We start from the raw sequence: 24,687 nt of genomic DNA on the forward strand, positions 1-24,687 counted from the left end.
GGCTCAGCCCGCTCCGCAAGGGGCGGGCTTTTTCAGTGGCAGACGGCATCGGAGCCGCATTGGGCAAAACGCAGTTTCGCGACAGATCCTCGGCGACTCTCAAGCCTTCGTCGATCCGGTGAAGAAGCCCTCCAGTTCGGCGAAGCCCATGGCTTGTTCGGAAAACCGGAAGGTGCCTGCCGATCTCATCTCGCGCGCGGCGCGGACGAAGCTGCCGAAGGCGAGCCTCGCCAGCGCTGAGCCGACACTGATGCGCTTGACTCCGGCGTCCGCCAGTTCGGCCACGCCAAACGTCGCGCCCGGCATGCCCATCACGACATTGACCGGTTTCGTCACGGCGCCGCAGACGGTGCGGATCATGCCGAGGTCATGCAGGCCGGGCGCATAGAGCACATCGGCTCCCGCCTTCTCGAAAGCCTGCAATCTCAAAACGGTGTCATCCAGATCGGGGCGCCCCCACAGGAAGTTCTCGCAGCGCGCCGTCAGGACGAAATCATCCGACAGTGCGCGACGCGCCTGCGCCGCAGCCTCGATCCGCTCGACGGCGAGCTCAAAGCCGTAGATCGGATCCTCGCGTCTGCCAGTATGATCTTCGAGGGAACATCCGGCCAGGCCAATGCTGGCAGCGGCCTGGATCGTCTCGACGGCACTTTGCGGACTGTCGCCGAAGCCTTTTTCGAGATCGGCCGAGACAGGTAGCGGTGTCGCCGCCACGATGGCCCGGCAATGGCTTAGAGTGTCCTCTCGCGACACCTGCCCCTCGGCGACGCCAAGGGAGAACGCCATGCCGGCGCTGGTGGTGGCGAGGGCACGAAAACCCATGGCTGCCAGAATCCGTGCCGTGCCGATATCCCAGGGATTGGGAATGACGAACGCGCCCGGTTCCTCATGAAGCCTGCGAAACACTGCGCCCTTGCTTTCCAATTGCATCCCCTTCAGCCTTCGAGTCGCCGGAGCCTGATGGAAAATGGCACAAGACCTGGAACAAATAAAGAACATTGGTGCAGCCTCAGGCGCTTGTGACAGCCTGGCCGCCTGCCTTCGGTTTCGGATAACCGTCACTAGTCCTTGAGCGGCTTGCCGAGCCGGCCGGCCAGGTCCTGGGTGAATTGCCAGGCGACGCGGCCCGAGCGGCTGCCGCGCGTGGTTGCCCATTCCAGCGCTTCGGCGCGCAGCGTGTCGGGATCGATTGTCAGCCCATGATGGCGGACATAGCCGTCGATCATGTCGAGATATTCGTCCTGCGAGCATTTGTGGAAGCCGAGCCAGAGGCCGAAACGATCGGAGAGCGAGACCTTTTCCTCGACCGCTTCGGACGGGTTGATGGCGGTGGAACGCTCATTGTCGATCATGTCGCGCGGCAACAGATGCCGCCGATTTGACGTCGCATAGAAGATGACATTGGCCGGGCGGCCCTCGACGCCGCCTTCGAGCGCCGCCTTCAGCGACTTGTAGGACGTGTCGTCATGATCGAACGACAAGTCGTCGCAAAACAGGATGACGCGGAAAGGCGCCGCCTTCAGCAGGCCCATCAGCTTGGGCAGCGTGTCGATGTCTTCGCGGTGGATCTCGATGAGCTTCAGCGGCAGGTCGGACTTGGCTTTGGCGTTGATCTCGGCATGCACCGCCTTGACCAGCGAGGACTTGCCCATTCCGCGCGCGCCCCACAGCAGCACGTTGTTGGCGGCAAAGCCGGCGGCGAAGCGCTCGGTGTTGTCGACAAGGATGTCGCGCACGCGGTCGACGCCACGGATCAGGCCGATGTCGACGCGATTGACCTTGCGCACCGGCTCCAGATAGCCGGGATCGGCCTGCCAGACGAAGCAATCTGCGGCGGCAATATCCGTCTGCGGCACCGGCGGCGGGGCGAGGCGGGCGACCGCCTCGATCAGGCGGTCGAGCTTCCGGTTCAGGGCGTCAATGGTGCTGTCGGTCATGTCTGGTCTTTTTGTTCTGGCTTCAGGGAGCATGCAGAGCACAAAATCCACTCTTTCGCGGCGGGATAAGAACCGGTTCCAACCTTCTGTCGGAGCATGATCTTTTCCAGAAGTCGCGTCCGGCTTTCGGCGACCATGCTCTAACACGGGGCCAACGGCCGGAAAAGCGGCGGATTTGCCCGCTAGCGCAGTTGCATTGGGAACTTTACCGACTATATTCCGGCCAAATTTCGCGGGGCCGCCTTGTGGCGGTTTTCATCATCCAGGAGTTCTTGATGTTCGTTACACCGGCATACGCCCAGGGCGTCGGCGCCTCGCCAGACATGTTCATCAGCATTTTGCCGTTTGTCCTGATTTTCGTGATCATGTATTTTCTAATCATCCGGCCGCAGCGCACGCAGCTGAAGAAGCGCCAGGAAATGCTCGCGGCGGTGCGCCGCGGCGATACGGTCGTGACCGGCGGCGGTTTCGTCGGCAAGGTGACCAAGGTGATCGACGATAACGAGCTCGAGATCGACCTCGGCGGCACCAAGGTGACCGCATTGCGTTCGACGATCGCCGACGTGCGCGTCAAGGGCGAGCCGGTGGCGAACCAGAACGCCAAGAAATAATCCAATTCCAGGCGGAACGCTGCCGCTTGTACGCCTGAACGGACGACAGACATGCTCTATTTCTCGCGCCTGAAGATGATCCTGATCTGGCTGGCCGTGGCCGCCACCGTGGTCCTCGCCGCGCCCAATCTGTTCCCTGCCAGCACATTGGCCAAGCTGCCCGACTGGGTGCCGAAGCGGCAGATGACGCTCGGCCTCGATCTGCAGGGTGGCTCGCACATCCTGCTCAGGATGGATCCGAACGATCTGATCAAGGACAGGCTGCAGACGACACGTGACGAGATCAGGACGCTGCTGCGCGACGCCAAGGTCGGCTATACCGGCCTGTCCGGATCGGGCCGCACCGTGCAGGTCCGCATCTCCGATCCCGCTCAGATCGATGCCGCCAAGACGGCGCTGAAGCCATTGACCACTCCGGTGGCGGCGGGTCTGTTCACCGGCGGCTCCGTCCAGGAGATGACGCTGGATGACTCCGAGCCCGGCCTGCTCAAATTCTCGGTCACCGACGCCGGCATCAAATACCGCACGTCGACGGCGCTGACGCAGTCGATCGAGGTCGTCGAGCGCCGCGTCAACGAACTCGGCACGACGGAGCCGATCGTCCAGCGGCAAGGCGACGACCGCATCCTGGTCCAGGTGCCGGGCCTGCAGGATCCGCAGCGGCTGAAGGAAATCCTCGGCCAGACCGCCAAGCTGACCTTCCAGTTGGTCGACCAGTCGATGCCGGTGCAGGATGCGCTCAACGGCCGTCCGCCGGCTGGCTCCACGGTCCTCTATTCGCAGGACGATCCGCCGGTTCCCTATCTGATCGAGAACCGCGTCATCGTCTCAGGTGAGAACCTGGCCGATGCGCAAGCGACGTTCAACTCCCAGACCAACGAGCCGGTGGTTTCGTTCACCTTCGATTCCAAGGGCGCGTCGCGCTTCGGCCAGGCGACATCCCAGAATGTCGGCAAGCCGTTTGCCATTGTCCTCGACAATCAGGTGATCTCGGCGCCAGTGATCCGTGAGCCGATCCTGGGCGGTTCCGGACAGATTTCCGGCAATTTCACGGCCCAAAGCGCCAACGATCTGGCAGTGCTGCTGCGCGCCGGCGCGCTGCCGGCGACACTGACCGTAATCGAAGAGCGCACCGTCGGTCCGGGCCTCGGTCAGGATTCCATCCATGCCGGCAAGGTTGCCGGTATCATCGGTTCGATCCTGGTGGTGGCGTTCATGTTCGTCGCCTATGGCTTCCTCGGCTTCCTCGCCAACATCGCGCTGGCCGTGCATGTGGCGATGATCATCGCGCTGTTGTCGTTGCTAGGCGCCACACTGACCTTGCCTGGCATCGCCGGCATCGTGCTGACCATCGGCATGGCAGTCGATTCCAACGTTCTCATCTATGAGCGCATTCGCGAGGAGCGACGAAGCGGCCGCTCGGTGATCCAGGCGATCGACACCGGTTTCACCAAGGCTCTGGCGACCATCGTCGATTCGAACGTCACGGCGCTGATCGCGACTGTGGTGCTGTTCTGGATCGGCACCGGACCGGTGAAAGGGTTTGCCATCACCTTCGCCATCGGCATTCTGACCACTGTCTTCACCGCCTTCACCTTCACCCGGCTGCTGGTGTCGATCTGGCTTCGCCGCGCCCGCCCGAAGGAATTGCCGCGGGCACCGGTGACCTTCGTTCCGCCCGGCACGAAAATACCGTTCATGGGCATCCGCCGCTGGACGTTCGCGCTGTCGACGGTGCTGTCGATCCTGTCTGTCGTGCTGTTCATGACCGTCGACATCAATTACGGCATCGACTTCAAGGGCGGCTCGCTGATCGAGGTGCAGGCCAAGAATGGCAACGCCGATCTTGCCGATATCCGGGGCAGGCTGACGGAGCTGAACATCGGCGAGGTGCAGGTGCAGCAGTTCGGCGAGCCGACCGACGTGCTTATACGCGTCGGCACGCAGGACGGCGGCGAGAACGCCGAACAGACGGTTATCGACAAGGTGCGTGGCGAACTGCAGGACCAGTATGATTTCCGCCGCGTCGAAGTGGTGGGGCCGACTGTCTCCGGCGAACTCGCCAAGCAGGGCACCATCGCGATGCTTGTCGCGCTGTTCGGCATCCTGATCTATGTCTGGTTCCGCTTCGAATGGCAGTTCGCGGTCGGCGCCATCATTGCCACCGTGCACGATATCGTCATGACACTTGGCTTCTTCGTCATCACCGGTCTCGAGTTTAACCAGTCGTCGCTGGCGGCGATCCTGACCATCATCGGCTATTCGTTGAACGATACGATCGTCGTTTATGACCGTGTCCGCGAGGATCTGCGAAAATACAAGAAGATGCCGTTGCCGCATTTGTTGAACAACGCCATCAACGAGACGCTGTCGAGAACGACGCTGACAGCGGTGACGACGATCCTGGCGCTTCTGGCGCTGGTGCTGTTCGGCGGCGAGGTGATCCGGTCGTTCACGCTGGCGATGCTGTTCGGCGTGGTCTTCGGCACCTATTCGTCGATCTTCATCGCCGCGCCGCTGCTGATCCTGTTCAAGTTGCGGCCGCAGGCCGCGACCGCCGACGAGGAGAAGCCGGTGAACGGCGGCAAAGCCGTGGCGACCTGACGGCCACGCCAGTGGCCAAGGGGATCGTAATCCGCGAGGCGCATTTCCCTGGCCGGGCGCCGATCGAGGCCTATGGCAATGGCGGCTTCCGCTTCGCCGATATGTCGCATCGTGGCTCGCTGCTGTGCCTGCCGTCCGGCATCCATGGCTGGGAGCCGGCCGATCCGCTGGCGCTGACGGCGGCTGATTTCGACAAGCTCCTGGCCGAGGCCGGCAAGGTCGAGATCCTGCTGGTCGGCACCGGCAAGGATCTGAGGCCACTGCCGGCAGCCCTGCGCGCGGCGCTGAAGGAGGCCGGTATTTCGGCGGACCCGATGTCGACGGGGGCTGCCGTGCGGACCTACAATGTGCTTTTGGCCGAGGAGCGCGCCGTAGCCGCAGCGCTCATCGCCGTCGACTGACCGTGTCCGATACCGCCAAAATCGTCATGGACGCGGTGCGCGCCGCCGACCATGACCGCTATGTCAGTGCGCTCTACGCGCCGGCGGACAGGCGCGACGCGCTGTTTTCGCTCTATGCCTTCAATGCCGAGATCGCTGGTGTCCGCGACCGCATCCACGAGCCGCTTCCCGGCGAAGTGCGGCTGCAATGGTGGCGCGACGTCATCGCCGCTGAGGGCGAAGTCACCGGCAACCCGCTCGCCGATGCGCTGAAGGCGACGATTTCCGCCCACCGCTTGCCGAAATCCGCCTTCGACAACATGCTCGAAGCGCGCATTTTCGATCTCTACGACGATCCGATGCCGTCGCGTACCGACCTCGAAGGCTATTGCGGCGAGACGGCAGCGGCGCTGATTCAGTTCGCGGCGATGGTGCTCTATCCGGTTGAGGCGCCGCGTTTTGCAGAACTCGCGGGCCGGGCCGGCTGTGCGCAGGCAATGACCGGTCTTTTGCTGCTGTTGCCATTGCATCGCAAGCGTGGGCAGTGCTTCGTGCCGATGGATGTGCTTGCGGCGGCGGGCTCCTCGCCGGAAGAGTTCGTCAAAGGCGACGGCGGTCCCAGCGCGCAACGCGCCGTGGCAGCGATGATCGCGCTGGCGCGCGAGCATCTTGCGGCTTTCGAACAGGGCGCTCAGGCCTTGCCGGCGTCGCTGCGCCCGGCCTTCCTGCCGCTTGCCCTGACACGCACCTATCTCGACAGGATGGAAAGGCACTCACCGCTCGATGGCGTGGTGCGGCTGCCAGCCTTGCGCCGGCACTGGCTGCTGCTGCGCCGTGCCTCGAAAGGCTGGCCGCCCCTTTGACGTAAACGTCAATCATGGTAGGACTCCCGCCGGGTCGAAACCGAGTGCGAAAACATCCGCCGGCCTGGAGGAGATCGCTTCATGAGCCTGCCTGTGCTGGTCGCACTTGTCGTCTTCGGCATTGCGCTGTCGGTCGCGGCCGTGCATTTCACGGGCGGCACAAAGACAGCGACGCTCGCCGGTGCCGATCAGGCATTGAGCCGTTTCGCGGAGGACTTTCCCGATGAAGTGGCGACGTTGGTTCGGCTGACGGCGGACGCCAGGACGGGGTTTCTCGATCTTGGGAATGGGCGCACCGGCATCGTCCACAGCATCGGCGACTGCTTTTTGACCCGCATCGTCACAGCCAGCGACATTGTTGCCCTGGATGTCGACGACAGCGGCGCCATCCTGCTCAAGCTCGCAGACTTCACCTGGGAGGGCGGCCGCTTTGCCTTCGCCGACAGCACTGATGCCAAGAGCGTCGCAGCGGCGCTTGGGCTGGACAATCCGGGGCTGGCCAGGGAGGCCGCGTGATGGACGACTACAATTTCCCGCAGGTCACCCAGCTTGCCATTCCGTTCTTCGTCGGCGCGATCCTGATCGAATTGTGGCTGGTGCGCACCGGCCGCGCCAAGGGATCGTTCGAGACGCGCGATACGTTGACCAGTTTGATGATGGGGACAGGCAATGTCGTTGCCGGGCTGCTGCTCGGCGTCGTCTCCTATTGGGCGCTGCTGTGGCTCTGGCAATTCCGGTTCTTCAATCTGGGCTTGTCGGCCTGGGTCTTTTTGGCGGCCTTCCTGCTCGATGATCTGCGCTACTATGTCTACCACCGCATCGCGCACCGGGTGCGCTGGGTGTGGGCCGAACACGTCAACCACCATTCCAGCCAGCACTACAATCTGTCGACCGCACTCAGGCAGAGCTGGACCGGCCTGTTTACCTTCATGTTCGTGATGCAGGCGCCGCTGGTGCTGCTCGGCTTCCATCCGGCGGTCATCGCCTTCACCTTCGGCTTCAACCTCGTCTGGCAGTTCTGGATCCACACCGAGGCGATCGGCAAGATGTGGGGCTGGTTCGAGTTTATCTTCAACACGCCCTCGCATCACCGCGTCCATCACGCCACCAATCCGCGCTATCTCGACGCTAACTTTGCCGGCACGCTGATCGTCTGGGATCGCATGTTCGGCACCTTCGTCGAGGAACTGGAAGAGGACCGGCCGCGCTACGGCATCGTCAAGAACATCGGCACCTTCAATCCGCTGAAAGTGGCTTTTCACGAGTGGATCGGCATGTTCGCGGATGCCTTCGCGCCGGGGCTGACACGGCGCCAGCGTCTCAATTATCTGATCAAGCCACCGGGCTGGAGCCATGACGGTTCGCGCGAGACGTCGGAGAGTTTGAAGGCCGCCTATGTCAGGCGAAACCCTGGTGAGGCGGGCAAGCCGGGCCTGCCGGCAGCGGGTGTCGAACCGGCTGAGTAGCTACTCCGCCGTTTCGGCCGCCCGCGCAGGCAAGCCCAGCCATTCCCTGCAGTCTGCCACTGCGCGCGACGTCACGGCGCGCCGCTTGGCGACGGTCTTGTCCTTGCCGCGCAGGCGTTTGCCCTCGGCTTTCGGCGCTTCCACCGGCGGAAACAGCCCGAAATTGACGTTCATCGGCTGGAAGGAGCGTTTTCCGGGCTCATCGTCGGAAACGATATGGCCGCCGGTGATGTGGTTGAGCAGCGCGCCGAATGCAGTGGTCAGCGGCGGCAGCGATGGCTGATGGCCGAGCCTTTCGGCGGCAGCGAAGCGTCCTGCCAGCAGACCGATCGCGGCGCTCTCGACGTAGCCTTCGCAGCCGGTGATCTGGCCGGCGAAGCGCAGGCCGGGCCGCGACTTCAGTTGCAGCGATTGATCGAGCAGGGTCGGCGAATTGATGTAGGTGTTGCGGTGCAGGCCGCCCAACCGGGCGAAGTCGGCGTTTTCCAGGCCGGGAATGGTGCGAAACACGCGCACCTGCTCGGCATGCTTCAGCTTGGTCTGGAAACCGACCATGTTGTAGAGCGTGCCCAGCGCATTGTCCTGCCGCAACTGCACCACGGCATGGGCTTTTACCGTCGGATTGTGGGCATTGGTCAGCCCCATCGGCTTCATCGGTCCGTAGCGCAGGGTCTCGACGCCGCGCTCGGCCATCACCTCGATCGGCAGGCAGCCGTCGAAATAGGGCGTGCCTTCCCATTGTTTGAATTCGGTTTTCTGGCCCTCGACCAGCGCCTGCACGAAGGCCAGATACTGCTCCTTGTCCAGGGGACAGTTGATGTAGTCCTTGCCGGTGCCGCCGGGGCCGACCTTGTCGTAGCGCGACTGGAACCAGCAGATGTCCATGTCGATCGTGTCGAAATGCACGATCGGCGCGATAGCGTCGAAGAAGGCCAGCGCGTCGGCGCCGGTCGCCTCGGCAATCGACTGGGCAAGCCCAGGTGCGGTCAACGGGCCGGTGGCGATGATCGCCTGGTCCCAGTCCGCCGGCGGCAGGCCCGGCACTTCCTCGCGCTGGATGGTTATCAGCGGATGCGCCTCGAGCTTCCTGGTCACGGCCTCGGAAAATCCGTCGCGATCGACGGCGAGCGCGCCACCCGCGGGCACCTGGTTGGCGTCGCCGGCGCTCATGATCAGCGAGCCGGCCAACCGCATTTCGGCATGCAGCAGACCGACGGCGTTGTTTTCGGCATCGTCGGAGCGGAAGGAATTGGAGCAGACAAGCTCGGCCAGCCCGTCGGTCTTGTGCGCATCGGTGCCGCGAACCGGGCGCATTTCATGCAGCACGACCGGCACGCCGGCTTGCGCCGCTTGCCACGCCGCTTCGGAACCGGCGAGGCCGCCGCCGATGATGTGAATGGGATTTTTGCTCATGAGCGCCGGAATAATCGCTTGTAGCTGCGATTGCAATTACACGCTGTTGCCGCTTGGCGCCGCAATTGTCTACGATCGGGGAATGGACGGGAGTCTCGGGTTCTTTGCCAGAGCGACATTTATGGCAGTCGCGATCGCCATGGGCGGATCAACGGCCGCCGGCGAACTGGCCGCGACGGCTTCCAAGCGGATCCCGATATGCCACGGCTACAGTTGCAACTATCGCACGATACTCGCGCTTGGCCCCGCTGACGGCGCGCGTTTCCGCGCTATCCTGCGTGCGGGTGCAGGCTCGGCCCAAGCCGAGCGTTCCGCAATTTCGAAGGCTGTGCGCTATTTCGAGCAGCGCATTTTGCGGGCCACCGGCGTTCGCGATCTGCCGCAGTCGCAATTCGGTGCATCGCGCATCAGGGGCCAGATGGATTGTGTCGACGAATCGACCAATACGCATGCGCTGCTGGTCTATCTTGCCGAGCGAAGATTGCTCAGGTTTCACAAGGTAGAGGGCAATGCCTCGCGAGGCCTGTTTGTCGACGGGCGCTATCCCCATTGGACGGCGGTGATCAGCGACCGCGGCGGCACCGAATGGGTGGTGGATTCCTGGTATGCGGCGATGGGCGGCGCGCCGGACATTTTTCCGCTGAGCCGGTGGAAGGAGCGGGGCGTGCTGCAAAGTGGTGCGCTGGACTGACGACAGGGACGTCCCGCCAAAACGGCTTTCGGAGTACCTGAAAAACAACAACACCCGCCGGGGGAGGAGGTCCGGCGGGTGTCGTTTTGGTGGTCGATCCTCGGGAGGAGGTGAAGATCGACCGTATTCGTCATCGCCGGGGAGGAGGTCGGCTTTGACGAAATTCTTTTCGCCTGAAGACGAAATCTCTTTCGCTTCGTGAAAGGGGGGCGAAACCCTTTTAGGGAAACAACGCCCGCCGCGGGAGGAGGTGCGGCGGGCGCCGTTTTGGTGGTCAACCCTCGGGAGGAGGTGAAGGCTGACCGTATCCGTCAGGGTCGGGGAGGAGGTCGACCCTGGCGAAATTCCTTAACTTCAGAGCGCCTTGCGGGCGACGTGCTTGATCTCGTCGCGGATGATGCCGAGATCATGGAGCTGGCGGTTCGAAAGGCGACCCAGCTCGTTAACGGTGTCGCGGTAAACGCGCCAGTTACGATAGTTACGGATCAGGTTCATTGTCGTTCTCTTTTCAAACTGGTTCGGACCATTTGCGGCCCGAAGAGGATTAGACCGCCTTGCGGGCGACGTAGTGGATGTCGCTGCGGCCGATGCCGAGGTCGTTCAGTTCACGGTTCGACAGGCGGCTCAGCTCGGACACGGTGTTCCGGTAGCGGCGCCAGTTGCGATAGTTGCGGATCAGGTTCATGGTAGTCTCGTTTCGTCTTTCTTTCGGATCATTCCGTCTTTCTGTATGCCGTTAAGATAGGTGGGGTCATATCGATTTAAAAGCGCTATCGCTGCATGGCAGCAATGCAAATTGTGCAATGCACCATTAACGCGCGTTCACCTCTTGAACACAAACAAACCCGAATCGGAAAATGCCGTAGCGTCAACGGCTTGGCCGGCTCGGCTGAAAAAAAGACCAAGCTGGGGGAAAAGACATGGCGAGCTATGCGTCGCGGGCCAAATCGGACATTGCGAGATGGCTCGAGGCTGGGCTGATCGACGGGCTGACGGCCGATGCGCTGAGGCGCGACGTCGAAGCCAATGAACGGAAGTCGCTGAGCTTCGGTTCGATCCTGGCGATGATGGCGGCCATGTTGTTTGGCGCCGCCATCCTGATCTTCGTCGCCGCCAACTGGGAGGCCATTCCGCGGCTGGCGCGGGTCGCCGCACTCTTCGCCATCATCCTTGCCGGATATGTCGGTGGTGCGCTGCTGAAGACCCGCGACCACGCGGCGATCGGTGAGGCATTCTGGATCATCGCGGCGGCGGCGTTCGGCGGGTCGATCGCGCTGATCGGCCAGATGTACCATCTGACCGGCGACGAGGCGTCGGCGCTGATCACCTGGGGTGCCGGCACGGCGCTGGCGGCGGTGGCATTGCGCTCGAACCCGCTGACCGTCGCTTCCGTCGGCATCGCCGATGCCTGGCTGTTCGTCAAAGGATTCGACTATTTCAAGCGTACGGAATTTCCGCATTTCTTCGTCGTCATGGCCATCGTGCTGTTCGCCATTTCGTTCTGGACCCGCAGTCAGGCGGCGCGGCACCTGATCATCCTGTCGGTCCTCTGCTATCTCGTGCTGTTCGTGATTGACTATGACACGCTGCAGGTCGCCATCCCGTTGGCGATCGTCTCGGCGCTGCTCTTTGCAGTGGCGGTCTTTGCCGCCGAGCCCGTCGACCGGATTGTCCAACTCGGCGGCCGGTTGCCCTTGCACGCCTTGATCGGCTTCCTCACAGGACTGGCGATGCTCCAGATGGAGCTCGCCGGCGATGCCAGCTACAACAGCGGCTTCGCCATTGCCTCGGCGGTTGCACTGGCGGGTATCGTCGCGGCGATCATGCTGGGCGGCCGCGAGAGCCGAGGCCTGCGCTGGGTTGCCTATGCCGGCTTCGCCTTCGAACTCGCCATCATCTATGTGGTGATGCTGCAGTCGATGCTCGACACCGCAGGCTTCTTCCTGGCCGCTGCCGTGCTTCTCGGCATCCTGGCGCTTGTCATCATCCGCATCGAGAAACGCATGAAGGCGCCGCGCGCCGAAGGAATGGCAGCGTGATGACCGGGAAAAGACTAATCATCTCGGCGCTGGTGCTGGCGCTCGTCCAGATCGGCTTTTTGAGCTGGGTCATCGCCGGTAGGGCAGCGATCCTGCGCGACGGCAAGGAAGTGCTCTTGAAGGTCGAGCCGATCGATCCGCGCGACCTCTTGCGCGGCGACTATATTCGCCTTGGCTACGAGATATCGCGTATTCCGGTGAAAATGATCGCCGACATCCCCGCCGACAAACTCTCGAGCGACGACACCTCGATCGTGGTCAGGCTGAAAAAGGGCGCCGACGGCTATTGGCAGCCGACAGCGGCCTGGTTTGGCCAGGCGCCGACGGCTGCCGCCTCCGATGAAGCCGATATTGTCGGACATGTTGGCGAGGGTTGGAGTTTGCGCGAAGAGGGAGGGTCGATCGCGCCGGACTACGGCATAGAGCGCTTCTATCTGCCGGAAGGCGAGGGCATAGCAATCCAGAACGACATGCGGGTGCGGCCTTTCGCCGTCCGGGTCGCAATCGCTGCCAACGGCACTCCGCAGATCAAGGCGCTGATGGACGGCGACAAGACGTTGTTCGAGGAACCGCTTTATTAGACACGGCCAGTCGCGCCGCATGCTCGTCGCTCTTCGCCAGTCTCCGTGACCGTTCGTCTGGAACTCGAGTGAAGTATGACAATTGAACTGACGGCGCCGGCACGACATCAATGTCGACACTGTTTTGCGCGTCGCCTAGTCGTAGGGGGGTTTTCATTTGGCGAGCCAATGCTCTGTTTTTGGTGCGGATGAAGGGACTCGAACCCCCACGCCTTTCGGCACTGGAACCTAAATCCAGGGCGTCTACCAATTCCGCCACATCCGCGTCGCCCGGCAATCCCATGTAGCCATCATTCTGTCAATGTCAGAGCCAAAATGTCGGTCAAACACGGAAACGCGAAGAGAGTTGAAAATTAGCCTCGCCTGTGACAAAAGGCGTGTCGAATGTGACGGGATGCGACGATCCGCTTCTGCAGAATGTGATAAGAAGTAGGAAAAACAAAGACTTATTCACATTTTGGAGCGCAGTTTGGGAGGATTTGACCACGGTCAAATCGCCAGGTTCCGTACCAAAAGCCATTTCCGGCAGGATTATACCGGCAGGCTGTGAACGGCAGAGGCCGTGGCAGTCTCATTGGTGAAAACAAAGGTTTTACGATGCAGGTCACCGAAACGCTCAACTCCGGTCTCAAGCGCGAGATCAAGATCACCGTGCCGGCCGGTGACATGGAAGCCAAGTTGATGGCGCGGCTGTCGGACGCCCGCAACAAGGTTCGCATCAACGGCTTCCGTCCCGGCAAGGTGCCGGTGCAGCACCTGCGCAAGGTCTACGGCAAGTCGTTCATGGCCGAGGTGGTCAACGAGATCCTCAATGATTCGACCCGTTCGATCATCACCGGGCGCGGCGAAAAGGCCGCCATGCAGCCCGAAGTGATCATGACCGAGGACGAGAAAGAGGCCGAGAAGATCCTGGCCGGCGGTGCCGACTTCGAGTTCCGCCTCAACTACGAGATCATCCCGGCGATCGAGATCAAGGATTTCTCCGACATCAAGGTGACGCGCCAGGTGTTCGACGTTCCGGACACCGAGATCGACGAGCAGGTCAAGCGCATCGCCGAATCGGCACGCAGCTACGAGCCGAAAACCGGCAAGGCCGCCGAGGGCGACCGCGTCAGCATTGACTATGTCGGCAAGATCGGCGGCGAGGCCTTCGCTGGCGGCGCCGGCAACGACCAGCCGCTGGTGCTCGGCTCCAAGGAATTCATCCCGGGCTTCGAGGACCAGCTGATCGGCGCCAAGGCCGGCGACGCGAAGCTCGTCACCGTGACCTTCCCCGAGAATTACCAGGCGGCGCATCTGGCCGGCAAGGAAGCCACCTTCGACGTCACCGTCAAGGAAGTGGCCCAGCCCGGCGCGCTGGAGATCAATGACGAGACGGCCAAGAACCTCGGCCTGGAATCGCTGGAGCGCCTGCGCGAAGTGGTGCGCGGCCAGATCGAGAACCAGTTCGGTTCGATGACGCGCCAGAAGGTCAAGCGCCAGTTGCTCGATCAGCTAGATGCTTCCTATTCGTTCGAGGCGCCCTCGAAGCTGGTCGAGGCCGAGTTCAACAACATCTGGAGCCAGGTCAATCGCGATCTCGAAGCCGCCGGCCGCACCTTCGCCGACGAAGAGACGACGGAAGAAGAGGCGCGCGCCGAGTATATGCGGCTTGCCGAGCGCCGGGTGCGCCTCGGCCTGGTCCTGGCCGAGATCGGCGAGAAGGCCGGCGTCACGGTTTCGGACGAGGAATTGCAGCGCGGCCTGTTCGAGCAGGTGCGCCGCTATCCGGCGAACCAGCAGCAGGAAGCCTTCGAATTCTACCGCAGCAACCCCGAGGCGCTGAACACGCTGCGTGCGCCGATGTTCGAGGAGAAGGTCGTCGACCATCTGCTCGGCCAGATCTCGGTGACCGACGTCAAGGTCAGCAAGGAAGAGCTGATGGCCGACGACGAGGAGGCCGAGACGGCCAAGGCCAAGCCGGCGAAGAAGGCCGCTGCAAAGAAGGCTGAGCCGGCCGCCGACGCGGAAGAGCCCAAGAAGAAGGCCGCGCCGAAGAAAAAGGCGGCCAAGGACGCCGAGTAGTTCGGCACGCCGATCAAATCGCGAAAGGCCGCCTTCGGGCGGCCTTTTTCGTTGTTGCGCCCTGTGGCCACGGCGCAACAGGGGCGCCCTCGAATGGTGGCATCCGGCTGGCGATAGGAAACCTTGATCATTATCTGCGCTTCTGTTGCAAACCGTGGGTGTTGGAGGCATCGTTGAGGCTGTTCGTCGAAATCGGCGGCGTGGTGGCTGCGGCGCTCGTTCTTCTTGCTTCGCTGTGCGACACGGCCGAGGCCGGCCTCGACAACTGGCGTTTCGACACCGGCGGCGACGGCGTGGCGACCGCCTCGCTCCATGCCAGCAACAAGCTCATCACCGGCGGCGGCGCGCTCAGCTACAGCCCGGTCCTGACCATTGCCTGTCGAGCCAGCGGTGAACCGCGCTGGAGCGAATGGCTGCAGCTCAACGATGCCGTCTCGGCCAGCCGCAAGATCACCATGTCGATCACGCTCGACGATGGCGGCAAATTCGATGAAAGCTGGTCCGTCGGCACGCGCGGCAGGATGCTGGTCAGGGACGGCGCCGACGGTGTGAAGCGGCTGGTGTCGGCAAACCGGCTCCTGCTTTCCTGGCGGTTCGGCCTGCTGGCGGGGAGGGGCGAGGCCGACTTCGACCTTGCCGGGCTTGGCGAGGCGGTCGACCAGATTGCCGGGATATGCAACACCGATCCGCCTTGACCGTGTATCCCCAACCATTGATTGAGTTCTCTACCTGCTGGGAAGATTCCGTGGTATGTAGGTGCCGCAATTCCACAGGGGGGACGCGGATACTCCGCTCCGCCGAACTAGGTGCATGCCGGCGAAAGAACTGGCACGCGCAGATCGTCGGAGGACGATCAGGGAGGAAATGCTAATGCGCGCAGTCGGGTTTCTAGTCGTGGTTTTCGTCGCAACCTTCTTCGCAAGCCAGTCGCAGGCACAGGACGTCGCGGCGGGCGAGAAAGTCTTCACGAAATGCAAGGCCTGCCACGTCGCGGACGAGGACAAGAACAAGATTGGTCCGTCGTTGCACGGCGTGATTGGCCGCACTGCCGGCACGCATCCGGACTTCAAATACTCCGAAGCCATGGTCGCGGCCGGCACATCCGGCGTCAAATGGGACGAACCGACGCTGGCGGCCTACCTTCACGATCCCAAGGCTCTGGTCAAAGGCACCAAGATGGCGTTCCCCGGCCTCAAGAAGGACGAGGAGGTCGCCAACGTCATCGCCTATCTGAAGCAATTCTCCCCGTAACCCCGATCTTTCACCGGCAGACATGTCGACCCGGGAAAGCCACATCGAGGATACCGGCATCCACCTCTCGGAAGCGACGGCCGGGGATTTCTTCGCGCTTTTGAAACCACGCGTCATGGCGCTTGCCGTTTTCACCGCTTTCGTCGGCCTGATGGTGGCGCCGGTCATGATGAACCCGGTCATCGCGGTGATCGCAATAAGCGCCATCGCGGTTGGAGCCGGCGCCGCCGGGGCGCTCAACATGTGGTACGACGCGGATATCGATGCGTTGATGTCGCGCACCGCAAAGCGGCCGGTGCCGTCCGGCCGTGTTAGGCCAGGCGAAGCGCTTGGCTTCGGCCTGGTGCTTTCGGCGCTGTCGGTCATAACGCTCGGCGTGCTGGTGGGATGGCTTGCCGCGTCGCTGCTGGCCTTCACCATCTTCTTCTATGTCGTGATCTATACGATGTGGCTGAAACGCTCGACGCCGCAGAACATCGTCATAGGCGGCGCCGCGGGCGCACTTCCTCCTGTCATCGGCTGGGCGGCGGCCACCGGCGCCGTCGGCATCGAAAGCCTGATCCTGTTCCTGATCATCTTCCTCTGGACGCCGCCGCATTTCTGGGCGCTCGCGCTGTTCAAAGTCGGCGACTACGCCGCCGCGGGCATACCCATGATGCCGAACGTTGCCGGCGAAGCGTCGACGCGAAAGCAGATCTTCGTCTATTCGCTCGTTCTGGCGCCGATCGGCGTGCTGCCGTGGCCCTTCGGTTTCGCCAGCCTTTATTTCGGGATCGCTTCGGCCGCATTGGGCGCCGGCTTCATCTGGCAGGCGTGGAAGGTTCTGGCGGCTCCCGGCCAGGAGATGAGGCCCGCCAAGACGCTATTTGCCTATTCGATCCTCTATCTCTTTGCGATCTTCGCGATGCTGCTTGCCGACACGATCGCGACGCGCGCGCTTGTTTCAGCCGGCGGTTGACGGCACGAGCGGTAGTGCCGGTCGGGCACTTGCTGCATGAAGATCGTGCATTCGGCTCACGTCACATCGGCAGAGCGCAGAATCCCAGCAGCAACAGAATCACTATGCCGAGGCCCAGTATGAGAACAGTCCTTGTGTCCATGACATGACCTTCACCGTTCACCGGCATAGAATATCGAAGAAGAGCCTCCAGAGCTAGCGTGGCCGTCCCAGCCATCTTCAACAAAGGGCGACAAATCCCCTGTAGGAGAGTATGTTGTTTGCGGTGCAGGTTGCGGTTCGCGTGGCCAGTCACGCTGAACGATGCACCGTGAAACCGCGACCTTACCGGACCTGGTCTGGAGGAACGGGCATGACAAGTTTTCACGTGATAGCAGGCGCCAGCGAAACGCTGGAACATACCAAGATTCGAAAAATCGGTGTTTCCGACCTTTTTGATGCGCTCAGGCGTGGCGTCGATGATTTCATGATCAAACCGTCGCACATCGTTTTTCTCTGCCTGATCTATCCGCTGGTGGGCGTCGTGCTCGCCGCCTGGACATCGGGCGCCAATGCGTTGCCGCTGCTGTTTCCGCTGGTGTCCGGCTTTGCGCTCATCGGCCCGTTCGCGGCGATCGGCCTCTATGAGATCAGCCGCAGGCGGGAAGCCGGGCTCGATACTTCGTGGAGACACGCCTTCGAGGTCAGGAATTCTCCGGCGCTGCCGGCCATCGCGGCGGTCGGGATCATGCTGTTTTCGATCTTCATCGCCTGGCTTTTGACCGCGCAGCTGTTCTACCAACAGCTGTTCGGCCCGGCGCCGCCTGAATCGATATCCAGCTTCATCAACGAAATATTCGCCACCGGACGCGGCTGGACGCTGATCATCCTGGGGCACGCCATCGGCTTCGCGTTTGCCGTGGTCGTGTTGTGCACAACGGTGGTTGCTTTCCCGCTGCTGCTCGACCGTGACGTCGGCGCCTACGAAGCCATCCACACCTCGGTTCGCGTGGTGCTGGCCAACCCGATCGTCATGGCTGTGTGGGGGCTGATTGTCGCCGTCGCGCTGATCATCGGCTCGCTGCCGGTGTTTGCGGGGCTGGCCGTCGTGCTGCCGGTCCTTGGCCATGCCACCTGGCATGTCTATCGCAAGGTGGTGGATTCGTCGCCGCCTGCCAGACCTGCCGATTGAGGACGTCCCGCCAGCCAGCACCGGCGAGAAGGCCGGTGCTGGCTGGCGGGCGATAGCTTTCAGTAAGCCGGATGGCTGAAGCGGGCTTGGCGTGCGTCCACGGTCAGGTCGCGGAAATCCTTGCCGCTGACATGCACCAGCGTCCTGTGGTCGCCGCCCTCGAAATAGACATCGTCGGCGGCACCAAGGCTCTCATCGACGATGACGGGCACATCGTAGGCCGCGCCGATCGGCGGAACGGCGCCGATGTCGCAATCGGCGAAAAGCGAAACCACCTCGTCTTCGGAGGCGAGACCAAGACGCCTGTCCATGACGTCCTGCAACGCGCCGAGTTCGATCCTGTGGGTGCTTGGAACCACGGCCAGCGCATAGCCAAGTTCGTGGTGAACGACCACCGATTTGGCCATGATGCTGCCCGGCACATGCGCAGCTATGGCGGACTGCCTGGTTGTGGATGTGCGGTGATGCGCGACGGTGTCGTAGGAAATTCCCTTGCCGTCGATATAGTCCTTCAGTCTGTTGGCGATCGTCATCTTGGGCCTCCCTTGCCGGAGTTCGCGATGCGCGCGGGGAACGAGAGCAGTCATTCTCCCGATATCGCTTCCGATACCTGGAAAATGGACCAGCCGCCGGTTGTTTCAAGGTAACCGGACGGCAAGCAGCATCCGCGCACAACTGAAGTCGCGGCTGCTGGATCTCACCGAGCTCTAGATTTCAGGGTCCGGCTCCGAAAAACGTCACCCGGGTGAGAAGCGTGTAGTCGGCTTCGAGGACCATCATGGCCACGAACACCAGCACCAGTATCGGCGGCAGGATGATCGCATAGGCCAGCGCCAGCCGTTCCCAGGCCATATGCATGAAGACGGCGACGATCAGCCCTGCCTTGAGCATCATGAAGATCAGGATCAGCGACCATCTGAGATAGCCGTGAAGGCCAAAATAATCGACCATGTAGGAGCAGGCGCTGAGGACGAACAGCCACGCCCAGACCACCAGATAGAGCTTGATCGGGTGTTCCTGATGGACCTCGGCAGGGGCAACGCCGGCAGCGGCTGCGCCATGCGCATGCCCCGCGTTCAGGTGGTGTTGTCCGAGGCCGTTTGCGGTTGCTTCAGCCATATTTTCCTCTCACCAAAGATAGAAGAAAGCGAAAATGAACACCCAGACCAGGTCGACGAAGTGCCAGTAGAGTCCCATGATCTCGACGCTCTCGTAGTGACCCTTGCGGCTGGTGAAGAAGCCGGGCCGTCCTATGTCATAGTCGCCGCGCCAGACCTTGCGCGCCACGATGATCAGGAAGATCACCCCGATCGTCACATGCGTGCCGTGGAAGCCGGTGATCATAAAAAAGGTCGAGCCGAACTGCGCTGCGCCCCACGGATTGCCCCAGGGCCGGACCCCTTCGGTGATCAGCTTGGTCCATTCGAAGGCTTGCATGCCGACAAAGGTCGCGCCCAACAGCGCGGTCAGAAGCATCAGGATTGCGGTTTTGCGACGGTCGCGGCGATAGCCGAAATTGACCGCCATGGCCATCGTCCCGCTGCTCGAGATCAGCACGAAGGTCATGATGGCGATCAGGATCAGCGGAACATTCGAGCCGCCTATGTGCAGCGCAAAGACCTCGCTCGGATTGGGCCACGGCACACGCGTCGACATGCGCGCGGTCATGTAGGAGAGCAGGAAGCAGCCGAAGATGAAGGTGTCGCTGAGCAGGAAGATCCACATCATGGCCTTGCCCCAGGACACATTCTTGAACGCCCGCTGATCCGAGGACCAGTCGGCGGCAATGCCTTGCCAGCCCGCAGGCCGGGGCTCCGTTTGGCCGATATGCGTCAGTGTCGTTTCTGCCATCTGCTTGATCCCTTAGGTCAGCAATTGTCGGCAAATGTCGATGAACGTGGCGGCCCAGCCGGCCAGCAGCGCGAAGATGGCGAGCCAGACGAAAAGCAGGAAATGCCAATACATGGCGCACAGTTCGACGCCGAGGCGCAGCCGCTCCGGCCGGGCTCCGTTCCAGGCGCCCGCGGTCGTTCTACCGAGACCGACCAGCCCTCCCAGTATATGCAGGCCATGCATGCCGGTTATCAGGTAGAAAAAGCTGTTGGCCGGATTGGAGCTCAGCAGATAGCCGTCGGTGCTCAGTTCCCGCCATGCCACGAGCTGCCCGACAAGGAAGGCGAGCGCCGTGATCCCGGCGGTGACGAGGCCGAGCTTGACCGTGTCCAGTTGACCTCTGCGGGCCGCGACCGAGGCGCATTGCAGCGCGACGCTGCTGAGCACCAGCACGCCGGTGTTGAGCCAGAGCAGGCGCGGCAGCGGCAGCGGCTGCCAGTCCGACAGCGCCATGCGCATGAAGTAGGCGCTGGTGAACAGTGCAAACAGACAGCCGACAACGGCGAGGAAGACACCGAGGCCGATCTTTGCCGTCGGCAGCGCCGAGCGGTCGAGGGCGACAAAATCCCCGGCCATGCTTTGCTCCAGCCATGGCTTCGACATCAGCCTTTGATGGGAAAGCCACCATCCGACAAAGCCGACGACCACGAGCAGGAAGACCAGGATGACGCTCATGCCGGCTCCTTGGAGGTGCCGAAGGAGCCCGGCACGTTCTGCGGAATGAAATCCTCTTTGGCGCCCGGCACACTGTAATCATAGGCCCAGCGATAGACGATCGGCAGGTCCTTGCCGAAATTGCCGTGGACCGGCGGTGTTTCGGATGTCTGCCATTCCAGCGTCGTTGCGCGCCAGGGATTGCCGCCGGCCTCGCGGCCATGGCGGATGCTCCAGATCAGGTTGAACAGGAACACCAACTGAGCAAAGCCGACGATAAAGGCCATGATGCTGATGAACGAGTTCAGGTGGTGGGCCGATTCCGTCATTATCGTCATGTCGGTCAGTTCGGCGTAGCGCCGTGGCAGGCCCACCAGGCCAAGATAGTGCATGGGGAAGAAAATCAGATAAGCGCCGAGGAACGTGACCCAGAAATGGAACTGGCCGAGCGCCTCGTTCAGCATCCGACCGGTGACCTTCGGGTACCAGTGGTAGATCGCGCCGAAAATCACGAGGATCGGGGCGACGCCCATGACCATATGGAAATGGGCGACGACAAACATCGTGTCCGACAATGGAACGTCGACGACGACGTTGCCGAGAAACAGGCCGGTCAACCCGCCATTGACGAAGGTGACGATGAAGGCCAGGGCAAAGAGCATCGGTATGGTGAGATGGATGTCGCCGCGCCACAGTGTCAGCACCCAATTGTAGACCTTGATGGCGGTCGGCACGGCGATGATCAATGTCGTGGTGGCGAAGAAGAACCCGAAATAAGGGTGCATGCCGCTGACATACATGTGGTGCGCCCAGACCACGAAGCTCAGCGCGCCGATGCCGACGATCGCCCAGACCATCATCCGGTAGCCGAAGATGTTCTTGCGCGCATGGGTACTGATCAGGTCGGACACTATGCCGAAGGCCGGCAGTGCAACGATGTAGACCTCGGGGTGACCGAAGAACCAGAACAGATGCTGGAACAGGATCGGGCTGCCGCCGCTATGCTGCAGCTGTTCGCCCATCTCGACGATCGCCGGCATGAAGAAGGAGGTGCCGAGCGCACGGTCGAACAACATCATCACGCAGGCGACGAACAGCGCCGGGAAGGCGAGCAGCGCCATGACGGTGGCGGTGAAGATGCCCCAGACCGTCAGTGGCAGGCGCATCAGCGTCATGCCGCGCGTGCGGGCCTGCAGCACCGTCACGACATAGTTCAGGCCGCCCATGGTGAAGCCGATGATGAACAGGATCAGCGAGACCAGCATCAGGATGATGCCCCAGTCCTGGCCGCCTGGCGTGCCGGTCATGATGGCTTGCGGCGGGTAAAGCGTCCAGCCGGCACCCGTCGGTCCGCCCGGCGCAAAGAAACTCGATACCAGAACCAGAACGGCGAGCAGGTAAATCCAGTAGCTCAGCATGTTGACATAGGGAAAAACCATGTCGCGAGCGCCGACCATCAGCGGGATCAGGTAATTGCCGAAGCCGCCCAGGAAGAGCGCCGTGAGCAGGTAGATCACCATGATCATGCCGTGCATGGTGATGAACTGGTAATAGGCTTCCGGGGTGATGAAGTCGAAGGTGCCGGGGAAGCCAAGCTGCAGCCGCATCAGCCACGACAGCACCAGCGCCACCATGCCGATTGCCGTCGCTGTCGCCGAATACTGGATGGCGATGACCTTGGCGTCCTGTGAGAAAACGTACTTCGTCCACCAGCTGTGCGGGTGGTAAAGCTCCATTTCCCCGACTTCGGCAGGCGGGACTGCATCTGCAGGCGTGATATCGACCATAGGAACACCTCCGTGTCCTTTCAGCGGGCCTCGACCGTTTCGAGCTTTGCCGAAATCTTCGAACCCGGCGCGACGGTTCCTGCCGGCGCCGGATCTGCCGATCCTGTCTGCTGGGGCGCCGACAATTGCGCGAAAGTCTGCTGCTCGCCGAGCCAGGCGACATAATCTTCCTGCGTATCGACCATGACTACGCCATTCATCAAAGGATGCCCTTGGCCGCAAAGCTCGGCGCACAGGACCTGGAAGGTTCCAGTCCTGGTCGGGGTGAACCAGAAATAGGTGACCGAGCCGGGGATCATGTCCATCTTGGCGCGGAATTCCGGTACGTAGAAATCATGCAGCACATCGATCGAGCGCAACAGCATCTTGACAGGCTTGCCGACCGGCAGGTGCAGATCGGCCGCCTCGACCACGACATCATCCTGGCCATTGGGATCGCTGGCGATGACGCCGAGCGGATTTTCAGCGCTGACGTTGCTGGTGTCGGATGTGCCGAGCTTGCCGTCCTTGCCGGGCAGGCGGAAGCTCCACTGCCATTGCTGACCGACGACTTCGACCTCGGTCGCGTCGCTAGGAACGTTAACGAAACGGCTCCAGACGAACAGGCCGGGGACGAGCAGGGCCGTCACCCCGACCGCGGTGACGATCGTCAGCCACGATTCGAGCCGCTTGTTCTCGGGCTCGTAAGCTGCGCGGTTGCCTTCCCGATGACGGAAGCGGAACACGCAATAGGCCATGAATAGAACGACGGCGGCGAAGACGACGCCGGTGATCCAGAAAGTTATGATGATGGTGTGGTCGATGTAGTCCCAGTTCGAGGCAATCGGCGTCCACCACCATGGGCTCAGCAAGTGGAACAAGACTGAGCCCACAACGACTAAAACGAGTACAAGCGCTACGGCCATGTCCCGTTCCTCCCGGCATTCCAGGGGCGCGAAGCCGTCCGGGGAAATGCCACGGGCATCATAGCTTGATTTGCGATCGAAATTCTAGAGCCGGTTGTGGATGAGGCGAAAATGTCGACTTTGCCGCGTCCAGTCTCGGGATCAAATCAGCAGCAGGCCCTTCATCGAGGCGTTGCCTTTCTTGCCGATGATGATGTGGTCGTGGACGGCGATGCCGAGCGGTTTGGCGGTGTCGATGATCAGCTTGGTCATCTCGATGTCGGCGCGCGACGGCGTCGGGTCGCCCGACGGGTGGTTGTGCATCAAAATACTATGATCAGATTCGTCATATCTATCAAATGCTTGCATGCCCATGCTGAAGAGGTGGGGCCGTTAACTGGGGCGTGTGTCGAGTGACCACTGGTGATCTTCCACGCTTGGGCATGATCGCATTTGCTCAGTACTCTGACGTCCCGATCAACCACGGATTCCGAACGCTTATCTATCTAGCCAGCGACCTCGGAACGACTGAACTGCCTCTCTGCTACTCTGGCGGTGCCGCCTGTTCCCGCGGCGGTTCGCATGTGGGCCTGCAGACGACGAGGATCGATTTGTCCCAGCGATCCAACTCGCCGCTCGGATAGAGGATTGCTTTGCCGATCTTGAGGAACGATGGCCCGATCCGCATGCAACGCCAGTTGCGAAGAGTCCCTTCGCTTACCTGTCCGCGATAGCGAGCGATGACTTCTTCAGGGGTGAGGTAGTTCGGGTCAGGCATGGGCGTTATGGATAGCAGAGTTGTGCAACAGCTTGTTGCACCCGCGACCCCGTCGGATCGAGACCTGAGGAGAATGCCGGCGCCGTCACCGCGGACTTCTCGTCGTGACCCGAAGCTGCCAATGAAGGGCTCAGGCGATGATGACCGCTTTGCGCCTCTTGTCGGTCGTTCACGGTGGCTCCGTCCATCACTATGAGCGGACATCGTCGGTGGCGACGCCACGAGCGGGCTAGCGCCAACAACGGTCGTTTGATGCGATATCCGCGAATGACGGTTCTCGACGCCATTTTCTGACCTTCGCGCGGTCGAAACGGGGTCATGTGCGTCTCTTTCGCGCTTTCCGCCCAGCAGCTAGTGGTGTCGCTTTCTGAGTGGATCAAATAGCGCTATATTTGGGTACCAAGTGCTGGATGTAGGTAACGACTTTTTTTGGATGAGCAGCCCCGGCGAAGCGTGAAATTCGCATCATTTGGGAAGGGTCCTGACATCGGCTGCCGATCCGAAACCGATCGGGTGGATCCAATGCGTCAAAGGCATTTCGCTCTTGCCTACCTGCTGGCACTGTTCGTTGGACCGTTTGCGGCCAGCCAAGGGCTGGCCGCAACTGTTCCGCATGTAGGCCTTCTCACCTATTGGGACTGCAGCCCGGGTACTGTTCAGGA

General features: G+C 61.9%; 26 protein-coding genes, 1 tRNA gene and 1 pseudogene. 14 read left to right on the forward strand and 14 right to left on the reverse strand.

Features of this window, described 5'->3' with window-relative positions; all coding sequences use genetic code 11:
* Positions 1 to 99: 99 nt before the first annotated feature.
* Both ACFX5Q_RS19760 and ACFX5Q_RS19765 read right to left on the reverse strand, forming a co-directional pair.
* Positions 100 to 930 (reverse strand): oxaloacetate decarboxylase, encoded by an 831-nt coding sequence (locus ACFX5Q_RS19760; RefSeq protein ID WP_404280664.1) that lies wholly within the window; start codon positions 928 to 930, stop codon positions 100 to 102.
* Between the two features lie 131 nt (positions 931 to 1,061).
* A complete protein-coding gene (locus ACFX5Q_RS19765; RefSeq protein ID WP_192177732.1) occupies positions 1,062 to 1,937 on the reverse strand; it encodes an ATP-binding protein in 876 nt (291 codons plus the stop codon).
* A 275-nt stretch (positions 1,938 to 2,212) separates the two neighbouring features.
* Between ACFX5Q_RS19765 and yajC the strand changes: the two genes are divergently transcribed.
* The 6 genes from yajC (at position 2,213) to ACFX5Q_RS19795 (ending at position 7,861) form a co-directional block, all read left to right on the forward strand.
* Positions 2,213 to 2,548, forward strand: a complete 336-nt coding sequence (yajC, locus tag ACFX5Q_RS19770; protein ID WP_120017843.1) for a preprotein translocase subunit YajC — start codon at positions 2,213 to 2,215, stop codon at positions 2,546 to 2,548.
* Between the two features lie 51 nt (positions 2,549 to 2,599).
* Complete coding sequence (gene secDF, locus ACFX5Q_RS19775; protein ID WP_404280666.1) at positions 2,600 to 5,152, forward strand: protein translocase subunit SecDF; 2,553 nt, start codon at positions 2,600 to 2,602, stop codon at positions 5,150 to 5,152.
* A gap of 11 nt (positions 5,153 to 5,163) precedes the next feature.
* Complete coding sequence (locus ACFX5Q_RS19780) at positions 5,164 to 5,553, forward strand: Mth938-like domain-containing protein (protein ID WP_006203476.1); 390 nt, start codon at positions 5,164 to 5,166, stop codon at positions 5,551 to 5,553.
* A 26-nt stretch (positions 5,554 to 5,579) separates the two neighbouring features.
* Complete coding sequence (locus tag ACFX5Q_RS19785) at positions 5,580 to 6,395, forward strand: phytoene/squalene synthase family protein (protein ID WP_404280709.1); 816 nt, start codon at positions 5,580 to 5,582, stop codon at positions 6,393 to 6,395.
* 81 nt (positions 6,396 to 6,476) lie between these two features.
* Entirely contained in the window at positions 6,477 to 6,911 is a 435-nt protein-coding gene (locus ACFX5Q_RS19790) for a hypothetical protein (RefSeq protein ID WP_404280669.1), read from the forward strand.
* Entirely contained in the window at positions 6,911 to 7,861 is a 951-nt protein-coding gene (locus ACFX5Q_RS19795) for a sterol desaturase family protein (RefSeq protein ID WP_404280670.1), read from the forward strand. Before ACFX5Q_RS19790 ends, ACFX5Q_RS19795 begins: the two co-directional genes overlap by 1 nt.
* Here the strand turns inward: ACFX5Q_RS19795 and trmFO are convergent, their stop codons facing one another.
* Positions 7,862 to 9,274 (reverse strand): methylenetetrahydrofolate--tRNA-(uracil(54)-C(5))-methyltransferase (FADH(2)-oxidizing) TrmFO, encoded by a 1,413-nt coding sequence (gene trmFO / locus ACFX5Q_RS19800; protein ID WP_404280672.1) that lies wholly within the window; start codon positions 9,272 to 9,274, stop codon positions 7,862 to 7,864.
* A gap of 46 nt (positions 9,275 to 9,320) precedes the next feature.
* Between trmFO and ACFX5Q_RS19805 the strand changes: the two genes are divergently transcribed.
* Positions 9,321 to 9,965 carry a hypothetical protein gene (locus ACFX5Q_RS19805; RefSeq protein WP_404280674.1) on the forward strand — a complete coding sequence of 215 codons (645 nt, stop codon included), beginning with the start codon at positions 9,321 to 9,323 and terminating at the stop codon, positions 9,963 to 9,965.
* 354 nt (positions 9,966 to 10,319) lie between these two features.
* Here ACFX5Q_RS19805 and ACFX5Q_RS19810 read toward each other — a convergent pair whose 3' ends face one another.
* Both ACFX5Q_RS19810 and ACFX5Q_RS19815 read right to left on the reverse strand, forming a co-directional pair.
* A complete protein-coding gene (locus tag ACFX5Q_RS19810) occupies positions 10,320 to 10,460 on the reverse strand; it encodes a DUF1127 domain-containing protein (RefSeq protein ID WP_258601318.1) in 141 nt (46 codons plus the stop codon).
* 49 nt (positions 10,461 to 10,509) lie between these two features.
* Positions 10,510 to 10,650, reverse strand: a complete 141-nt coding sequence (locus ACFX5Q_RS19815) for a DUF1127 domain-containing protein (RefSeq protein ID WP_006203483.1) — start codon at positions 10,648 to 10,650, stop codon at positions 10,510 to 10,512.
* 235 nt (positions 10,651 to 10,885) lie between these two features.
* Here ACFX5Q_RS19815 and ACFX5Q_RS19820 point away from each other — a divergent pair, with 235 nt between their 5' ends.
* A complete protein-coding gene (locus ACFX5Q_RS19820) occupies positions 10,886 to 12,004 on the forward strand; it encodes a DUF2157 domain-containing protein (protein ID WP_404280675.1) in 1,119 nt (372 codons plus the stop codon).
* Positions 12,001 to 12,585 (forward strand): GDYXXLXY domain-containing protein, encoded by a 585-nt coding sequence (locus ACFX5Q_RS19825; RefSeq protein WP_404280677.1) that lies wholly within the window; start codon positions 12,001 to 12,003, stop codon positions 12,583 to 12,585. The genes ACFX5Q_RS19820 and ACFX5Q_RS19825 overlap by 4 nt, the downstream gene beginning before the upstream one ends.
* 180 nt (positions 12,586 to 12,765) lie before the next feature.
* On the opposite strand, the gene ACFX5Q_RS19830 is transcribed toward ACFX5Q_RS19825, so the two are convergent.
* Positions 12,766 to 12,850, reverse strand: a tRNA-Leu gene (locus tag ACFX5Q_RS19830).
* 332 nt (positions 12,851 to 13,182) lie between these two features.
* Here ACFX5Q_RS19830 and tig point away from each other — a divergent pair.
* The 5 genes from tig to ACFX5Q_RS19855 all read left to right on the forward strand — a co-directional run bounded on the left by tig (position 13,183) and on the right by ACFX5Q_RS19855 (position 18,029).
* Positions 13,183 to 14,649 (forward strand): trigger factor, encoded by a 1,467-nt coding sequence (tig, locus tag ACFX5Q_RS19835; protein WP_404280679.1) that lies wholly within the window; start codon positions 13,183 to 13,185, stop codon positions 14,647 to 14,649.
* 173 nt (positions 14,650 to 14,822) lie between these two features.
* Positions 14,823 to 15,344 carry a hypothetical protein gene (locus tag ACFX5Q_RS19840; RefSeq protein WP_404280681.1) on the forward strand — a complete coding sequence of 174 codons (522 nt, stop codon included), beginning with the start codon at positions 14,823 to 14,825 and terminating at the stop codon, positions 15,342 to 15,344.
* A gap of 175 nt (positions 15,345 to 15,519) precedes the next feature.
* A complete protein-coding gene (locus ACFX5Q_RS19845) occupies positions 15,520 to 15,900 on the forward strand; it encodes a c-type cytochrome (RefSeq protein ID WP_404280683.1) in 381 nt (126 codons plus the stop codon).
* 22 nt (positions 15,901 to 15,922) lie between these two features.
* Positions 15,923 to 16,858: a heme o synthase gene (locus tag ACFX5Q_RS19850; protein ID WP_404280685.1), complete on the forward strand. Its 936-nt coding sequence runs from the start codon at positions 15,923 to 15,925 to the stop codon at positions 16,856 to 16,858.
* 352 nt (positions 16,859 to 17,210) lie between these two features.
* Positions 17,211 to 18,029 (forward strand): DUF2189 domain-containing protein, encoded by an 819-nt coding sequence (locus tag ACFX5Q_RS19855; protein ID WP_404280687.1) that lies wholly within the window; start codon positions 17,211 to 17,213, stop codon positions 18,027 to 18,029.
* Positions 18,030 to 18,088: 59 nt separating this feature from the next.
* On the opposite strand, the gene ACFX5Q_RS19860 is transcribed toward ACFX5Q_RS19855, so the two are convergent.
* The 8 genes and pseudogenes from ACFX5Q_RS19860 to ACFX5Q_RS19895 all read right to left on the reverse strand — a co-directional run bounded on the left by ACFX5Q_RS19860 (position 18,089) and on the right by ACFX5Q_RS19895 (position 24,025).
* Positions 18,089 to 18,562 carry an aminoacyl-tRNA deacylase gene (locus ACFX5Q_RS19860; protein WP_404280690.1) on the reverse strand — a complete coding sequence of 158 codons (474 nt, stop codon included), beginning with the start codon at positions 18,560 to 18,562 and terminating at the stop codon, positions 18,089 to 18,091.
* 181 nt (positions 18,563 to 18,743) lie between these two features.
* A complete protein-coding gene (locus ACFX5Q_RS19865; protein ID WP_404280691.1) occupies positions 18,744 to 19,148 on the reverse strand; it encodes a cytochrome C oxidase subunit IV family protein in 405 nt (134 codons plus the stop codon).
* A 9-nt stretch (positions 19,149 to 19,157) separates the two neighbouring features.
* Positions 19,158 to 19,880 carry a heme-copper oxidase subunit III family protein gene (locus ACFX5Q_RS19870; RefSeq protein WP_404280693.1) on the reverse strand — a complete coding sequence of 241 codons (723 nt, stop codon included), beginning with the start codon at positions 19,878 to 19,880 and terminating at the stop codon, positions 19,158 to 19,160.
* Between the two features lie 12 nt (positions 19,881 to 19,892).
* Positions 19,893 to 20,597, reverse strand: a complete 705-nt coding sequence (locus ACFX5Q_RS19875) for a cytochrome c oxidase subunit 3 (protein WP_404280695.1) — start codon at positions 20,595 to 20,597, stop codon at positions 19,893 to 19,895.
* Positions 20,594 to 22,363 carry a cytochrome c oxidase subunit I gene (gene ctaD, locus ACFX5Q_RS19880; RefSeq protein WP_404280697.1) on the reverse strand — a complete coding sequence of 590 codons (1,770 nt, stop codon included), beginning with the start codon at positions 22,361 to 22,363 and terminating at the stop codon, positions 20,594 to 20,596. The genes ACFX5Q_RS19875 and ctaD overlap by 4 nt, the downstream gene beginning before the upstream one ends.
* A gap of 20 nt (positions 22,364 to 22,383) precedes the next feature.
* On the reverse strand, positions 22,384 to 23,268 hold the full coding sequence (coxB, locus tag ACFX5Q_RS19885; RefSeq protein WP_404280698.1) for a cytochrome c oxidase subunit II: 885 nt from the start codon (positions 23,266 to 23,268) through the stop codon (positions 22,384 to 22,386).
* Between the two features lie 141 nt (positions 23,269 to 23,409).
* Positions 23,410 to 23,577 (reverse strand): annotated as a pseudogene (locus tag ACFX5Q_RS19890) (JAB domain-containing protein); the annotation flags it as partial.
* 214 nt (positions 23,578 to 23,791) lie between these two features.
* A complete protein-coding gene (locus ACFX5Q_RS19895) occupies positions 23,792 to 24,025 on the reverse strand; it encodes a helix-turn-helix domain-containing protein (RefSeq protein WP_404280700.1) in 234 nt (77 codons plus the stop codon).
* Between the last annotated feature and the right edge of the window lie 662 nt (positions 24,026 to 24,687).

It is taken from the genome of Mesorhizobium sp. IMUNJ 23033, assembly GCF_044778005.1.
Taxonomy (GTDB): domain Bacteria; phylum Pseudomonadota; class Alphaproteobacteria; order Rhizobiales; family Rhizobiaceae; genus Mesorhizobium; species Mesorhizobium amorphae_A.

Excerpts from the sequence above, each read along its gene's own strand:
- ACFX5Q_RS19820 (WP_404280675.1), top strand. The coding sequence starts at position 10,886 with ATGGCGAGCTATGCGTCGCGGGCCAAATCGGACATTGCGAGATGGCTC.
- ACFX5Q_RS19875 (WP_404280695.1), bottom strand. The coding sequence starts at position 20,597 with ATGAGCGTCATCCTGGTCTTCCTGCTCGTGGTCGTCGGCTTTGTCGGA.
- ACFX5Q_RS19870 (WP_404280693.1), bottom strand. The coding sequence starts at position 19,880 with ATGGCAGAAACGACACTGACGCATATCGGCCAAACGGAGCCCCGGCCT.
- trmFO (WP_404280672.1), bottom strand. The coding sequence starts at position 9,274 with ATGAGCAAAAATCCCATTCACATCATCGGCGGCGGCCTCGCCGGTTCC.
- ACFX5Q_RS19785 (WP_404280709.1), top strand. The coding sequence starts at position 5,580 with ATGGACGCGGTGCGCGCCGCCGACCATGACCGCTATGTCAGTGCGCTC.
- ACFX5Q_RS19795 (WP_404280670.1), top strand. The coding sequence starts at position 6,911 with ATGGACGACTACAATTTCCCGCAGGTCACCCAGCTTGCCATTCCGTTC.
- ACFX5Q_RS19895 (WP_404280700.1), bottom strand. The coding sequence starts at position 24,025 with ATGCCTGACCCGAACTACCTCACCCCTGAAGAAGTCATCGCTCGCTAT.
- ACFX5Q_RS19815 (WP_006203483.1), bottom strand. The coding sequence starts at position 10,650 with ATGAACCTGATCCGCAACTATCGCAACTGGCGCCGCTACCGGAACACC.
- ACFX5Q_RS19855 (WP_404280687.1), top strand. The coding sequence starts at position 17,211 with ATGACAAGTTTTCACGTGATAGCAGGCGCCAGCGAAACGCTGGAACAT.
- ACFX5Q_RS19760 (WP_404280664.1), bottom strand. The coding sequence starts at position 930 with ATGCAATTGGAAAGCAAGGGCGCAGTGTTTCGCAGGCTTCATGAGGAA.
- ACFX5Q_RS19865 (WP_404280691.1), bottom strand. The coding sequence starts at position 19,148 with ATGGCTGAAGCAACCGCAAACGGCCTCGGACAACACCACCTGAACGCG.
- ACFX5Q_RS19765 (WP_192177732.1), bottom strand. The coding sequence starts at position 1,937 with ATGACCGACAGCACCATTGACGCCCTGAACCGGAAGCTCGACCGCCTG.
- ctaD (WP_404280697.1), bottom strand. The coding sequence starts at position 22,363 with ATGGTCGATATCACGCCTGCAGATGCAGTCCCGCCTGCCGAAGTCGGG.
- coxB (WP_404280698.1), bottom strand. The coding sequence starts at position 23,268 with ATGGCCGTAGCGCTTGTACTCGTTTTAGTCGTTGTGGGCTCAGTCTTG.
- ACFX5Q_RS19790 (WP_404280669.1), top strand. The coding sequence starts at position 6,477 with ATGAGCCTGCCTGTGCTGGTCGCACTTGTCGTCTTCGGCATTGCGCTG.
- ACFX5Q_RS19845 (WP_404280683.1), top strand. The coding sequence starts at position 15,520 with ATGCGCGCAGTCGGGTTTCTAGTCGTGGTTTTCGTCGCAACCTTCTTC.
- yajC (WP_120017843.1), top strand. The coding sequence starts at position 2,213 with ATGTTCGTTACACCGGCATACGCCCAGGGCGTCGGCGCCTCGCCAGAC.
- ACFX5Q_RS19850 (WP_404280685.1), top strand. The coding sequence starts at position 15,923 with ATGTCGACCCGGGAAAGCCACATCGAGGATACCGGCATCCACCTCTCG.
- ACFX5Q_RS19810 (WP_258601318.1), bottom strand. The coding sequence starts at position 10,460 with ATGAACCTGATCCGTAACTATCGTAACTGGCGCGTTTACCGCGACACC.
- tig (WP_404280679.1), top strand. The coding sequence starts at position 13,183 with ATGCAGGTCACCGAAACGCTCAACTCCGGTCTCAAGCGCGAGATCAAG.
- secDF (WP_404280666.1), top strand. The coding sequence starts at position 2,600 with ATGCTCTATTTCTCGCGCCTGAAGATGATCCTGATCTGGCTGGCCGTG.
- ACFX5Q_RS19860 (WP_404280690.1), bottom strand. The coding sequence starts at position 18,562 with ATGACGATCGCCAACAGACTGAAGGACTATATCGACGGCAAGGGAATT.